Raw genomic sequence first — 13,575 nt, forward strand, 5'->3', positions numbered from 1 at the left:
AAGAGTGGGAGGGACAGGTTATGACTGTGAAATCCAATCATGTCACGATTAAGGGAATTAAGGATGGCCTGGTATTCCTTCTGGATGCTAACTGTGATTTCGAAGATTTACTGACTGAGCTTCGCTATAAATTGGAGTACAGTCATACGAATATTTTAGCAGGCCCTATTATACATGTAGATATTAAACTAGGTTCAAGAGTTGTGACTGAGGACCAGAAGAATCATATACTTGAAATTATGAAACAAAAGGGTAATCTATTAGTGCGTTCAGTAGAATCAGAATATAAGCCTGAAGAAAGCACAGGTAGTGATATTACAACCATTTGTGGAATTGTGCGATCTGGTCAGACGCTTCAACATCAAGGGAACTTGTTATTTCTAGGCGATGTCAATCCTGGTGGTTCTGTGACATGTACAGGTGATATTTATATTCTTGGCGCGTTGCGTGGTATGGCACATGCCGGTATAGAAGGTAATAAAGATGCCATCATTGCAGCATCCTACTTTGCACCAACACAGTTAAGAATATCTGATATGATTAGTAGACCGCCTGACGAGTGGGACACATGGGAGACGACGAATGAATTTGCCTATATACAAGAAGGTGTCATGAAAATTGACAAAATGAGTAACATCGTTCGTTTGGGTAGAGATTTCAAGATGTTTAAGGGGGTGTAGTTCATGGGAGAGGCTATTGTCATTACTTCTGGAAAAGGTGGCGTGGGGAAAACAACCACTACAGCAAATATCGGAACTGCTCTCGCTCTGCTTGGCAAAAAGGTCTGCTTGGTGGATACCGACATCGGACTTCGTAATTTAGATGTTGTTATGGGACTTGAGAATCGGATTATCTATGATCTAATCGATGTAGCAGAAGGACGTTGTCGTTTAGGTCAAGCACTTGTGAAAGATAAACGCTTTGATGAGTTATATATGCTTCCAGCTGCGCAGACCAAAGACAAGGATGCGATTAGACCAGAGCAAGTAAGGGATATCATCCTAGAGCTTAAGAAAGAGTATGACTATGTCATTATTGATTGCCCTGCGGGTATTGAGCAAGGATTCAAGAATGCAATCGCTGGCGCAGACAGAGCGATTGTAGTTACGACTCCAGAGAATGCTGCAGTACGTGATGCAGACCGAATTATTGGTCTGTTGGAATCTTCAAATATTAAAGCACCTATGTTAGTTGTGAATCGAATACGACCTGCGATGATGAAGAACGGTGACATGCTTGAGATTGAAGATATTCTACAAGTATTGAATATCGATTTGATTGGAATCGTACCAGATGATGAATATGTCATCAAGGCGGCTAACAATGGGGAGCCTACGGTCATGAATCCTGAATCCAAAGCAGCGATTGGATATCGCAATATCGCTCGTCGTATTCTTGGTGACACGGTACCCTTAATGCAAATGGATAATAAGCCAGGTGCATTCAAACGATTTAAGAATTTTCTTGGAATGGGATAATGGATTCGGAGCTTGTTAGGACTGTCTTTAAAAGCTGCAAGTTTAGCTTTTTAGGACAGTCTTTTTGCTTATAAAAGAATTGCTCATAGTAACCTTTCCTAACGTCTGTTCTAAATCAATGGACATCCCTCATAAAATAGGTGTTAAAAGAGCCTCGTAAGGGGGATGTTTATGAATAAGAAGTCATTATCAACGGATGAACGCGATCCTGAGTTGCTGTGGAAGAAGGAACGTCATCACTGGAACGAGCAATATCAAGGGGGGCAGAAGACCTCATTCATAGCTAGTCTGCTCTCTAGGATTGTAATGAGTAGTGTGTTGTTTGGTATGATCGTGCTAGTCTATCGTTCAGATCAAGCTTGGGCAGTTCGTGTTCAACATTATATTTCCCAATCATTGCATAAAGAGATGGATTTCCAAGCAGCTGAATCATGGTATGTCTCTCATTTTGGTGATGTACCTACAATCATTCCCATATTTAAAGATCATCAAGAAGACCCTATGAAAGTCATTGCAAGATTATCTTTGATTCCCCCATTGCACGGAACAGTAACTACCTTATTTACGACTGATCATACAGGGATTGAGATTACGCCATTTCCAGATTCAGATTCAAAGGCATCGCCTAAGGTTAAAAGCATAGCAAAAGGACGCATCATAGAAGTGAAGAATATAGCCAACATGGGTAAAGTGTTAACGATTCAACATGTTGGTGGACTGGTAGCTATATACGGACATATGGATACATCGCTGAAAGTGAATGATTGGGTTCTGGCTGGAGACAGTCTAGGGTGGCTATCATCTGATACGGATTCATCTTTTTCAACGTTATTCTTTGCATTGAAACAAGGTGATATATATGTTGATCCCGTTGAAGTGATGTCCATTGATTAATATTCGTGGGGTTACGTTGGAGCTCCACCCATTGTTTGTGATTGTAATGTTATTATCCATTGTGACGGGTAACTTTATCGAGTTAATTACACTCTTTGTTATCGTGCTTATTCATGAGATGGGACATTTGACTGCTGCTGTACTATTGGGTATTAAGGTTCTTTCTGTAAAGTTATTGCCATTTGGTGGCGTAGTGACAATGGAAGAACACGGTAAACTGACCGCATTGAAGGAGATTGTAATTGCTGTTGCAGGTCCACTTCAAAATGCTATTATGGTAACCATTGGAATGGTAATGATCACGCTATGGGGTGAGGATGAGTATATTTCTTATATTATTCAAGGAAATATCATTATTGGACTATTCAATTTACTTCCTATACCTCCATTAGATGGTGGTAAAATCATCCAGTCACTATTCAGCCGTTATATTCCTTATTATAGAATGTTATTGTGGTCGGCAAGGATCAGTATAATAAGTAGTGTGGGGGTTGTCATCTACGCATGCCTGCCTCTTATGAAGGGAGAAGGAGTAATCCAACTTAATCTTCTGATCATCGGTATATTTCTTTTCTATTCCAATCTGACGGATTATCGAAATATCCCTTATCGCTTTATGCGGTTTCTGATGAATAGAGGACCAATATATGCTAAATACATTATGATGAGTGAACACGCACAACCTATTATTACAGATTCAACGAAACATTTAGTCCCCATTTTGCGTCTATTTAAGAGAGAGAAGTATCATTTAATCTATATCATGGATGAATTAGGAATTCCCATTGCGGTTTTACCTGAACAACGCCTAATAGAGGCGTATTTCTCTTCTGAGCGTCATGTTTGATAGTAGAACGTAATGAATTAAATGATATTCAATAAAATATATTAGAGATTTCATGTATACGATGTATGAAATGTCTTCTAGCAGAGGTGAAGCCATGAAACAGATGATCGTTAACTGTGAATCGAAATTCACACAGATGGCTCTCATAGAGGAAGGTAAGCTTGTAGAGTTTGCGACGGAACGTAGTCAGGGTGAGAGCTTGGTAGGAAGCTTTTATAAAGGTCGCGTCGTAAATGTATTACCAGGTATGCAAGCTGCTTTTGTAGATATTGGTCATAAAAAAAATGCCTTTCTTTATGTTGATGATGTGCTACACCCCCATCTTGATAAACAGCCGAAGGTAAAACCTTCAATAGAAGAATTATTAATTGTCGGACAAGAAGTTGTTGTCCAAGTGATGAAAGAATCGCTTCGAGGTAAAGGACCACGCGTAACGACCCACTATTCACTCCCAGGACGCTTTATTGTCTATATGCCATTGGCAGACTATGTAGCTGTATCGAAGAAGATCCAACAAGAAAGTGAACGAACTAGACTCAAATTCGTTAGTGAACAGTTACGCTTTCGCGGAGAAGGGATTATTGTCAGAACAGTTTCGCAAGATGAGAGTAAAGATGCCATCACAGACGATCTAGAATTGTTGCGAGAACAATGGCAACATATCCAGGAGAAAGCTGAACGAGTCATGACGCCAACCTTGCTCCATCGTGATTTAAGTATTATACAGCGTCAAATCCGAGATGTATTAAACCCGTTGGAAGACGAACTCATCATTAATAATGTTATAGAAGCAGATGAAGCGGAGAAGTACATGGATGACATGAGTAACGGTGTTCATTTACCTGTAAAGTTATTCCGATCCTCAGAATCGATCTTTAAAGCACATGGTGTTATTGAACAATTAGACAAGGATCTATCTCGTCGTGTTTCACTTGAGAGTGGTGGTACCATTGTATGGGATCATACAGAAGCGCTAACGGTGATAGACGTGAACACAAGCAGATATACAGGTGGACACAACTTAGAGGATACGGTAACCTTAACCAACCTACAGGCAGCCAAGGAAATTGCTAGGTTGATCCGTCTAAGGGACGTTGGAGGAATCATTGTGATCGACTTTATTGATATGGAGTTGGAAGAACATCGGCAGGATGTGCAAGAGGCTTTGGAATCCGTTATGAAGAAAGATCGCGCGAAGAGTCAAATTGTAGGTTGGACGAAGCTAGGACTTCTTGAACTTACTCGCAAAAAGGTGCGCGAGAATTCATCGATCTATCTAGATCGAACATGTGGGAATTGTTCCGGAACTGGCAGGATAAATATAATCGCAATTCATTGACTATATGTACGGATTATGATAATCTCTTTAAGTGTGTGTTTGGTTCTTGAAATCCTACACATGCTGTAACCGCTCCGATTGGGTCATAAAGCATAGTATATGTAAATATACTGTCACCTGAATTAGGCGAGTCTGAGAATGAGGAGGTGCAATATATGTACGCAATTATCGAAACAGGTGGTAAGCAATACAAAGTTCAAGAGGGCGATGTGTTGTTCATTGAGAAACTACATGCAGAAGACGGAGAAAATGTTACATTTAACCGTGTACTCGCAATATGTGATGACAATGGTTTGGTAGCAGGTACACCGTTACTTACTGGTGCAACTGTAGCCGCTACGGTTGAGAAACATGGTAAAGGTCATAAGGTTGTTGTATTCAAATACAAACCTAAGAAGAACTACCATAAGAAGCAAGGTCATCGTCAACCATACACTAAAGTAACAATTGGAAAAATTCAGGCGTAAGAAGGTGCGATGATATGATTATCGTACGTATCTTTCGTAACCATAGCGGATTGATCGACAGATTCAAGGTCGTGGGACATGCTGATTATGCGAATGTTGGTGAAGATATTGTTTGTGCCGGAGTCTCGGCTGTAACGGTCGGAACTGTTAATTCGATTGAAGCCTTAACCGGAATTGTTCTGGATTGCGAGATGCACAATGGCTTTTTAAGTGGAATCCTTCCTGTTCATCAGGATCGATCTACGAATAGTAATATGCAACTCCTAATGGAATCGATGATCGTTATGTTGAATAGTATTGCTGATTCATACGGTGAGTATATTCAAATAGAGGAAGTTATTATTTAAAGAAGGAGGTAGACAACATGTTAAAGTTGAATCTTCAATTATTCGCATCCAAAAAGGGTGTTGGTTCCACAAGAAACGGTCGTGATAGCCAATCGAAACGTCTTGGTGTGAAACGTGCAGACGGACAAACAGTAACTGGTGGTAGCATTCTTGTTCGCCAACGCGGAACAAAAATTCATCCTGGTACAAATGTTGGCATCGGAAGTGACGATACCTTATTTGCAAAAGTGGAAGGCGTTGTGAAATTTGAACGTTGGGGCCGCGATCGCAAAAAGGTTAGCGTCTACCCGGCAACTAACGCTCCAGTAGCGGCAGCAGTAGAAGCTTAATTGCTATCGAAATAGCTGTATCATTATGATGAACGCCTCCGGCCAACAAATGCCGGAGGCGTTTTTGTAACTTATGGGATGAATTGATGGAATAAGCTGTGTTATACTATGTATTGGCGAAATTAGCTAATAGGTGATTAGGATTGGTGAGAAGCTGTGAAGATGTGGACAAGACTATTAGTTATATCGATCATATCCATATGGACTCCGTTGTTGTTTTTATACTCGTATCCATCAATCATAGGGTATGTTCTGATGATGATATGGGTCGCCACAGTTGTTTCAATCGTAGTCACAGTTAATCAAAAACAAAATGCTAGAGAGCGACGAATGCTCATTCAAGGCGTTGAACAGACAGCCATCAAGAGTCTGAATCATCATCGACATGATTGGATGAATGATTTACAAATCGTCTATGGATATATTCAGCTTGCTAAACATGATAAATCCATTGAATGTGTGGGAAGAATAAAAGAACGGATGGAGCTTGAGGGTAAGATTGCGAAGCTTGGCATTCCATCTTTAGTTTTTTATCTGCAATCGTTTCGTGCTATTGGAACTAATATAGAGCTTGAACTGGATATCGCGGATGATTTACATCTTAATGAACGAATTAAAGAAGATGATACTGACCACTGGGTAACTGCTATTATAGAGTGTATTCAAAGATTTCAATATAGTGGACGCGTATCATGGGATGAGACTCGCAAGCTTACGCTCAGACTTTATGAAGATAATATGGAAATAATCGCTTCTTTTACAAGCGATGCTTTAAGTGGAGAGTCACAAATTCTTGAACAGCAAATTCATAGTGTGGTGCGCAGTAACAAAATGAGGATAGAGAAATCTGAATCTAATCCTAGTTCGTTCCGTTTATGCATGCCCTGTGATACATGAGGAAGGTGAAGTTATGTTTATTGATAAAGCTAAAATAAACGTGAAAGCTGGCGACGGCGGAGACGGACTCGTTGCATTTCGACGAGAGAAATTTGTTCCGAATGGTGGACCTGCAGGTGGAGATGGTGGTCGAGGTGGAGATATTATTTTCAAAGTCGATGAGGGACTTCGTACATTAGTAGATTTCCGCTACCAACGCCATTTCAAGGCAGATAAAGGCGTTAAAGGACGAAATAAGAGTCAACATGGTGCGAATGCAGAACATACGATTGTTCGTATACCACCAGGTACGATTGTGTTAGATGACGATACAGGTGAAGTGATTGCAGATTTAACAAAACACGGACAATATGTTGTTGTAGCTCGTGGAGGACGTGGGGGAAGAGGAAACACCCGTTTTGCAACGATTAAGAATACAGCTCCTGAAATTGCTGAGAACGGTGAAGAAGGTCAAGAGCGTTATATTGTCTTAGAACTGAAAGTGATGGCAGATGTAGGTTTGGTAGGATTCCCTAGTGTGGGTAAATCAACACTGCTCTCTGTCGTATCCGCTGCAACGCCTAAGATAGGGGCGTATCATTTCACAACGATAACACCGAATTTAGGTGTGGTTGATGTAGGGGATCATCGTAGTTTTGTTATGGCAGATTTGCCAGGACTTATTGAAGGTGCCCATGAAGGAGTAGGCCTTGGACATGAATTCCTCCGTCATGTGGAGAGAACTCGTGTTATCATCCACGTGGTTGATATGTCTGGATCTGAAGGAAGAGACCCTTATGAAGATTGGGTTAAGATTAATGAAGAACTAGAATTATATAATCCTGTTCTAGTGAATAGACCTCAAATTGTTGCTGCAAATAAAATGGATATGCCTGAATCAGAAGCGTTATTGGCATCCTTCAGAGAAAAGGTTCAGCTTATCAAACCGGATATGGAGATCATGCCGATCTCGTCTCTAACTCGCAAAGGCGTACAAGAGTTGTTATATAGAGCTTCGGATATTCTCGATAATATTCCTGATGAGCCTGTCATAGAGGAAGTTGCTGAACAAAAGGAAAGAAAAGTATATAAACTAGATAAGACGGAAGATAGTTCGTTTAAGATTGTTAGGGATAATGATGCATTCGTTATTGAAAGTGATAAGATCGAACAATTGATGAAGAGAATGCAACTTAATTCGCATGAGGCTGTTCTTAAATTAGGACGGATTATGAGAAGTATGGGTGTGGATGAAGAACTGCGTAAACGCGGAGCGGTAGATGGAACTATCGTTCGTCTGGGAGATTTTGAGTTCGAATTTGTAGAGGGTAGTAGTTATTATTAGAAACTATAAATCGTATGTAGTACTTTTAAAGTACTGCATACGATTTTTTTAAAATAGTTCATCAGTCTATTGACCCTTAAAGGAGATTTATACTATAATGTCCACTATAGAAGAACATCAGTCTTTAAGGAGAGGACGTTCGTGAAGGAACGCTATTACTTAGTTCGTGAAGATATTTTGCCGGAAGCTATTATAAAGACGATGCAAGTGAAAAAGATAATGGCCTCAGGAGATGTAAAGACGGTGCATGAAGCTGTAGAACAGGTTGGTTTAAGTCGAAGTGCATTCTATAAATATAAAGATGGCATTCATCTCATTAATCATCTAGAACGAGAAAGAATTGTTACCATATCTATTGATTTACTACATCATGCTGGGATGTTGTCTAAGGTCTTAAGTGTTGTTGCGGGTCTTGGTGGCAATGTGCTTACAATGCATCAAAGTATACCTCTACAAGGTGTAGCGAATGTTGTGATCTCTGTAGAAATATCAAGAATTAATGAAGAAGTTAGTGATATGTTGGATGAAATGAAAGGTGTTTCAGGTGTGAAACGCGTTCATATGATTGGACAGGGTTAGTAACGAAGAGAAGTTGAATGAATTGGTCTGGGAGGGTCTGTTAATGAAACCGATAAAAGTTGGACTATTAGGATTGGGTACAGTAGGTATAGGTGTCGTTCGTATTGTAGAAGGGAATCAACAGGACTTAAGTAGCCAAGTGGGTTCACCTATTCTTATTGAGAAGATTGCTGTTCAGAACATAGATAAAGTAAGAGAAGTATACATTGATCCATCGAAGTTAACGGAAGATCCATGGGATGTTATTCATGATCCTGAGATTGATGTCATTATCGAAGTGATGGGCGGAGTAGAACAGACTAAAGAATATATATTGGGAGCCTTGGATCGTGGTAAGCATATTATTACCGCAAACAAAGATCTAATGGCGTTATATGGTTCGGAGATTCTTGCAAAAGCACAAGAAAATCAATGTGACGTATTCTATGAAGCAAGTGTCGCTGGAGGGATACCTATTATTCGCACGTTGATTGAGGGATTCTCATCCGACCGTATTCTAAAGATTATGGGAATTGTGAACGGAACGACTAACTTTATTCTAACCAAAATGAGTAAGGAAGGTGCCTCCTATGACGATGTACTATCTGAAGCCCAACAACTTGGTTTCGCAGAGTCAGATCCGACCTCGGATGTAGAGGGCCTTGATGCTGCTAGAAAGATGGCTATATTATCAACACTTGGGTTCAGAACGGATGTTGAGCTACAGGATGTGAGTGTTCGGGGTATTTCGCAAGTGACCAAAGAAGATATTGCATATGCTAAGCGTCTTGGATATGAAATGAAATTACTTGGTATTGCTGATTGTGAGGACGAATCGATCAGTATCAGTGTTCAACCCACGATGGTAAAACGTAGTCATCCCATTGCGGCAGTCAATGGTGTGTATAACGCTGTATATGTGTACGGTCAGGCCGTGGGTGAAACTATGTTCTACGGGGCAGGAGCAGGCGCGATGCCTACAGCCACTTCCGTTGTAGCTGATTTAGTTGCTGTAATTAAGAACTTCAAATTAGGAGTTAATGGCTTGAAAGCTATAGTTCCTTATAAGGTGAAGAAGCTCAAAACGGACGAACAGATTAAATATAAGAACTTTATACTGTTACATGTCGACGATAAAGCAGGTGTCCTAGCACAAATAACACAGGCTTTTGCACAGTTTGATGTGAGTTTGGAGTCTGTTGTACAGCAACCGAACGAGCATAATCCTTTTGCGGAGATTATTATTGTTACACATGATGTTAGCAAAGCTAGTATGAATAAAGTTTTAGCGCATTTTGAAGGATTAGATGTCATTCGAACTATTAAGAGTGTTTACAGGGTAGAAGGATAAAGGGAATGATGACTTTTAATAACAACCTTTTGAGAATTATAATAATAAAGGAGTCATTATGGATAGAAATAATGGTGTTCGAGTAAGGGTTCCCGCTAGTACGGCGAACCTAGGCCCAGGATTTGATACGTTAGGTATGGCCTTATCCTTGTATTCATGGGTGGAGATGAAAGAATCAGAACATACTAGCTTTCATTTATATGGAGATCAGATGCAAGGCATTCCGAAGGATAAATCTAACTTGTTGTATAAAGTGGCGCAGCTTGTTTTTGAAGAGGCTGGGGTGCGATTGCCGGAAATTGAAGTTTCCATGTATTCAGAGATCCCTTTAACTAGAGGGCTTGGGAGTAGCGCTTCGGCTATTATTGGGGGAATGACTGCTGCGAATGCATTAATTGGTTCACCATTGCCTATTAGCAAGATATTCGATATGGCCACAGCCTTAGAAGGACATCCTGATAATGTTGGTGCCTCATTGTTTGGTGGAATTATTACTGCGATATGGGATGGCAATCATGCTGATTACATTGGCATTGAATGTCATGAAGATTTAGAGGTATTAGTTGTTATTCCTGAATTTCAATTATCAACATCAGAAGCAAGAGGTGTATTGCCAGATCATATTAGCCGACAAGATGCGGTATATAACATCAGTCGGTCATCGTTACTTGTGGCTGCACTCTCCAGTGGTAGATTTGATCTAATCGGTAAGGCGATGTCTGATAGATTGCATCAACCGTATCGAGCAAGCCTGGTACCGGGTATGGCATCCATATTGGAGGAGGCCCCAAATCGGGGGGCATTGGGTGTTGCGTTGAGTGGTGCGGGTCCGACATTGTTAGCCTTGGTGGATCGGCATGATATTCGAAAGCTTGAATTGGAATCTTATCTAATAAACACTATGGCTTCACATCATATTCAAGCAACTGCGAAATGGCTAAAGCCTTCTCATAAGGGTGCTGAAATCTATGAGGCAATGAGCTCTATGTCATTCATGAACATGATAAAAGGGGAAGTAAGCGTATGATACGAATAGCATTATTGCCGGAGGGTTCTGTTTCACATGAGGCTGTACTCCACTTGTTTGGAAATGAACCGATTGAGTTACAGTACTACAAGCTTATTTCGGATGTATTTCTTGCAACTGCTCAAGGAAAAGCTGATTATAGTGTCATTCCGATTGAGAATACAATAGAAGGTTCTGTCAATCTGCATATGGATTGGTTAGTGAATGAAGTGGATATTCCTATGCAAACCGAATGGGTATACCCTTCTATCCAGAACTTAATAGGAAATAAGGAGCAATTCATCACGGATTCAGGAGATATAGATTATAATAAGATCACAAAAATTATATCTCATCCAATTGCTTCGGCACAATGTCAGCAGTTTATTCGCAAATATGCACCACAAGCTGAAATAGAAGGTGTTGGTAGTACATCTGAGGCAGTCCATATTGTGAAGAATAATCCAGGGCTTGGATGGACGGCGATTGGTACAGCTCTGGGTGCGTTGACGCATGGTTTAGATATCATGTCAGCCCGTGTGACGGATCATGATAATAATTACACAAGATTTGTACTTATTGGTTCTGAATCATTGAATCTCAACCGACCTAATCATGTGATGAAGACAAGTATTGCGGTAACACTTCCAGAAGATTTCCCGGGGGCCCTTCATCAAGTGTTGTCCGCTTTTTCATGGAGAAGGCTTAATCTTTCTAGAATTGAATCTCGACCTACGAAGAAGAAGTTAGGCAATTATTATTTCTATATAGATATCCTTGAAGAAGTGGATACGGTTCTTATGCAGGCAGCAATACTTGAGATTGAAGCTTTGGGTTGTCAGGTGAGAGTATTAGGGTCATATCCCACATATTCATATTCCGTAAATTGATGTTTATTATAGTTGTTAAGTACTTGTATGATATTTTATTTCTGAAGTAATTCCTTTCATGTAGAACATGAGAGGAATTTTTTTTGTTATTCATGATGTCATTCGCCCAATCTCTGCATAAGATGATAGTAACAAAGGCGGCTACTATTTGGCCTAAAAGAAGTCTAGGAGGTTTTACCGCGTGAAAATACACATGGTTAAGAAAGGTGACACGTTATACAACATATCTGGAAAGTATGGCATTCCACTAGAAAAGTTAATTGTAGCCAATCCACAGCTTGCAGATCCGAACAAATTGAACATAGGTGATAAAGTCAAGATTCCATCCAAATCGGTTGTTACACCCCCTAAGCCAGAAGATACCATTCATAGACATGTTGTCAAACAGGGGGATAGCCTGTGGAAAATCTCTAAAGCTTGGGGAGTATCTTTAAAGGAAATGATCGATGCTAATCCGCAATTGAAGAATCCTAACGCTTTGCTTGTTGGGGAAGTGGTAAACATTCCTAAGACGATCATGAGTGAAGGTGTGCATAACGGCACATCACAAGGAGGTTCAATGAAGGATAAGGTCATGCATGGCGGAAAGGAAAATACAGCAATCAAACCAGAGATGGTTCCAAACCAGCCTGCTCCTCCTGTCATTCCCCAACTTCCACAGATTCCTGTCGGGGTTACGCCTAACCTACCTGCACCTAACCCTATTTTTAATAGCTTTTCAGAAAAGGTGGAAATGTCTCAGCATTTGTATGTGCAAATTCCCGTGCCAGCAAAAGAAGTGATCGCGGAAGTCCCTAAATCGGATGAGAAGCAATACTGTCCTGTCCAATCAGATGAAAAAGGGTATCCAGGTATTATGGGAGGCTATTCCTATGTTCAGCCGCAGTTCGAACAACCTTGTTATGCTGAGATGATGCAAAATACAGAAGGGATGTCAGAATGTTGTTATCCTCAGATGTCTCCATATGGAAATATGTTTGCGCCTAATCATTCGGGTTACTCTTCCTATGGCGGATATGCTGAGAATAGCAATGCTTCCGTATCTAATATGATAAGTACTCAAGAGAATGGGCCTATAACCTACGCAAATATCTATTCCTGCACACATCCATACGAATGGACTTTTCCACAAGCGAATATGCCTCTTGACAATTGCGATATGAATCCGGTAAAAATGGCGGAAGCGCATGTTCAAGAGAATTGTGGTTGTCATGCCCGAGACAATAGCGAGATAACTGCAGTGCTAGAGGATGCAACGATCTTTAACGAACAGCAACCTGTTAAAACGTCGAGTACAAGCAAAAGTAAGAAAGACGTAGCAATACAGAGCACCAAAGTAAGTAGGAATAAAGAAAAGAAGAAAACGACTGTACAATATAAACGTCGCAATCCATGGATAAATAGCTAATAAAATAACTAGTGAAAGAAGGTGAATGCAAATTCGTCTTCTTTCATTTGGTTAATTAAAAATTATAGTTGCAAAGTAGGACGAGATTATGTTAAATTATTTATCCACCCATTAAATATGATGGCTGGTGTCATTATTATGAAGTATAAGGAAAAAGAAACCGAAATAAAAAACTCTTGCATTATCATAACTGACATGGTATTATATAAAAGTTGTCACCGAGACACACTGGTGAATAACGAGAGAGAAATTGATCTTTGAAAACTGAACAACGAGTGAGTGGTTCTTACGAAAGTAAGAACAAAACAAATGAGAAATCATTTGAATGAGAATGAATAATTCTCGTCAGTTTGTTTCAAAATGAGCGAATCGCTCTTTTCAATACTTATTGGAGAGTTTGATCCTGGCTCAGGACGAACGCTGGCGGCGTGCCTAATACA

Annotated in this window: 15 protein-coding genes and 1 other annotated feature; all 15 genes read left to right on the forward strand. The window is 40.2% G+C overall.

The window, feature by feature from the left end:
• Positions 1–20 precede the first annotated feature (20 nt).
• Positions 21–680, forward strand: coding sequence for a septum site-determining protein MinC (locus ACH8E3_RS09295; protein ID WP_458632350.1), 660 nt, complete (start codon positions 21–23; stop codon positions 678–680).
• Positions 681–683: 3 nt separating this feature from the next.
• Positions 684–1,478 (forward strand): septum site-determining protein MinD, encoded by a 795-nt coding sequence (gene minD, locus ACH8E3_RS09300; protein WP_458632351.1) that lies wholly within the window; start codon positions 684–686, stop codon positions 1,476–1,478.
• Positions 1,479–1,649: 171 nt separating this feature from the next.
• Complete coding sequence (locus tag ACH8E3_RS09305) at positions 1,650–2,372, forward strand: peptidoglycan DD-metalloendopeptidase family protein (RefSeq protein WP_458632352.1); 723 nt, start codon at positions 1,650–1,652, stop codon at positions 2,370–2,372.
• Positions 2,365–3,219 carry a M50 family metallopeptidase gene (locus ACH8E3_RS09310; protein WP_458632353.1) on the forward strand — a complete coding sequence of 285 codons (855 nt, stop codon included), beginning with the start codon at positions 2,365–2,367 and terminating at the stop codon, positions 3,217–3,219. The genes ACH8E3_RS09305 and ACH8E3_RS09310 overlap by 8 nt, the downstream gene beginning before the upstream one ends.
• Before the next feature lie 94 nt (positions 3,220–3,313).
• Positions 3,314–4,558, forward strand: a complete 1,245-nt coding sequence (locus ACH8E3_RS09315) for an Rne/Rng family ribonuclease (RefSeq protein WP_458632354.1) — start codon at positions 3,314–3,316, stop codon at positions 4,556–4,558.
• Between the two features lie 57 nt (positions 4,559–4,615).
• Positions 4,616–4,702 (forward strand) — a sequence feature (ribosomal protein L21 leader region).
• 11 nt (positions 4,703–4,713) lie between these two features.
• Entirely contained in the window at positions 4,714–5,025 is a 312-nt protein-coding gene (rplU, locus tag ACH8E3_RS09320) for a 50S ribosomal protein L21 (RefSeq protein ID WP_458632355.1), read from the forward strand.
• Between the two features lie 14 nt (positions 5,026–5,039).
• Positions 5,040–5,372 carry a ribosomal-processing cysteine protease Prp gene (locus ACH8E3_RS09325; protein WP_458632356.1) on the forward strand — a complete coding sequence of 111 codons (333 nt, stop codon included), beginning with the start codon at positions 5,040–5,042 and terminating at the stop codon, positions 5,370–5,372.
• A gap of 17 nt (positions 5,373–5,389) precedes the next feature.
• Positions 5,390–5,701, forward strand: coding sequence for a 50S ribosomal protein L27 (gene rpmA / locus ACH8E3_RS09330; RefSeq protein ID WP_458632357.1), 312 nt, complete (start codon positions 5,390–5,392; stop codon positions 5,699–5,701).
• A gap of 255 nt (positions 5,702–5,956) precedes the next feature.
• Entirely contained in the window at positions 5,957–6,598 is a 642-nt protein-coding gene (locus ACH8E3_RS09335; RefSeq protein WP_458632358.1) for a Spo0B domain-containing protein, read from the forward strand.
• A 13-nt stretch (positions 6,599–6,611) separates the two neighbouring features.
• Positions 6,612–7,922, forward strand: coding sequence for a GTPase ObgE (gene obgE, locus ACH8E3_RS09340; RefSeq protein ID WP_458632359.1), 1,311 nt, complete (start codon positions 6,612–6,614; stop codon positions 7,920–7,922).
• Between the two features lie 141 nt (positions 7,923–8,063).
• A complete protein-coding gene (locus ACH8E3_RS09345) occupies positions 8,064–8,501 on the forward strand; it encodes an ACT domain-containing protein (protein ID WP_458632360.1) in 438 nt (145 codons plus the stop codon).
• Between the two features lie 43 nt (positions 8,502–8,544).
• On the forward strand, positions 8,545–9,831 hold the full coding sequence (locus ACH8E3_RS09350; RefSeq protein ID WP_458632361.1) for a homoserine dehydrogenase: 1,287 nt from the start codon (positions 8,545–8,547) through the stop codon (positions 9,829–9,831).
• Positions 9,832–9,889: 58 nt separating this feature from the next.
• Positions 9,890–10,858, forward strand: coding sequence for a homoserine kinase (gene thrB / locus ACH8E3_RS09355; RefSeq protein ID WP_458632362.1), 969 nt, complete (start codon positions 9,890–9,892; stop codon positions 10,856–10,858).
• Positions 10,855–11,727, forward strand: a complete 873-nt coding sequence (gene pheA / locus ACH8E3_RS09360; RefSeq protein ID WP_458632363.1) for a prephenate dehydratase — start codon at positions 10,855–10,857, stop codon at positions 11,725–11,727. The genes thrB and pheA overlap by 4 nt, the downstream gene beginning before the upstream one ends.
• A 181-nt stretch (positions 11,728–11,908) precedes the next feature.
• Positions 11,909–13,135, forward strand: a complete 1,227-nt coding sequence (locus tag ACH8E3_RS09365; protein WP_458632364.1) for a LysM peptidoglycan-binding domain-containing protein — start codon at positions 11,909–11,911, stop codon at positions 13,133–13,135.
• Positions 13,136–13,575: the final 440 nt, after the last annotated feature.

The organism is Paenibacillus sp. CMAA1364, assembly GCF_054373195.1.